Annotated in this window: 1 protein-coding gene; it reads right to left on the bottom strand. The window is 72.4% G+C overall.

Annotated features, from left to right (window positions below):
• Positions 1-623 (bottom strand): DUF4097 family beta strand repeat-containing protein (locus OO54_RS40930; RefSeq protein WP_033212836.1); only part of this gene is annotated, 623 nt, incomplete at its 3' end.
• Between the last annotated feature and the right edge of the window lie 77 nt (positions 624-700).

The raw sequence follows: 700 nt of genomic DNA, 5'->3' as shown, positions 1-700 counted from the left end.
GCGAGGGCGGCGTCGGCGCCTTCGCTGTTGGTGAGGCTGTTGGAGATGCGGCCGTAGGCGGTGCCGGCGTCGAGGGTGGCGGAGGTGCCGCGGGCGGCGCCGACGGTGATGTCGCCGTGGTCGGTGTGCAGGGTGACGGTGCCGTGCCGGGCTTCGGTGACGTGCAGGGCGCCCTTCTGGGTGCGGATCTCGGCGGGGCCGCCGAGGCGGCCGACGGTGATGTCGCCGGCCTGGAGGGTGAGGCGGGCGCCGGCGGTCTCGTCGAGCTTGACGGTGGCCTGGGCGGCCTCGAAGGTCACGTCGCCGAGGCGTCCGACACCGCGCAGTTCGGCGAGGGCGGCCTTGGCCTGGACGCGGGAGCCGGCGGGCAGCTGGACGGTGATCTCGACGGACCCGGAGTTGCCGAAGAGGCGGCTCTTGGGGGCGGGGGCCTCGATCCGCAGGACGCCGTCGGCGTAGTCGACCTCGATCTGCTCGGCGGCCTTCACGTCGCTGCTCTTGGCCGGGTTGGCGGGCCGGACCTCGACGGTGGTGTCGGTCCGGTCGGCGGCGATGAACCGGATGTCGCCGGCGGGGATGTCGAGGACGGTGACGACGGCGGCGGGGGTGGCGAACTTCTGCATGTCCTGCTCCTTGTCCAGTGGCGGGCTCCCTGTCGGCCCGCTGTTTCTGATGAAGGAAAAGCTACGTTGCGTTCGAG

This window comes from Streptomyces wedmorensis (genome assembly GCF_000716445.1).
Classification (GTDB): domain Bacteria; phylum Actinomycetota; class Actinomycetes; order Streptomycetales; family Streptomycetaceae; genus Streptomyces; species Streptomyces wedmorensis.
The sequence above is the reverse complement of the archived record's forward strand: the minus strand, read 5'-3'. Positions and strand labels throughout refer to the sequence as shown.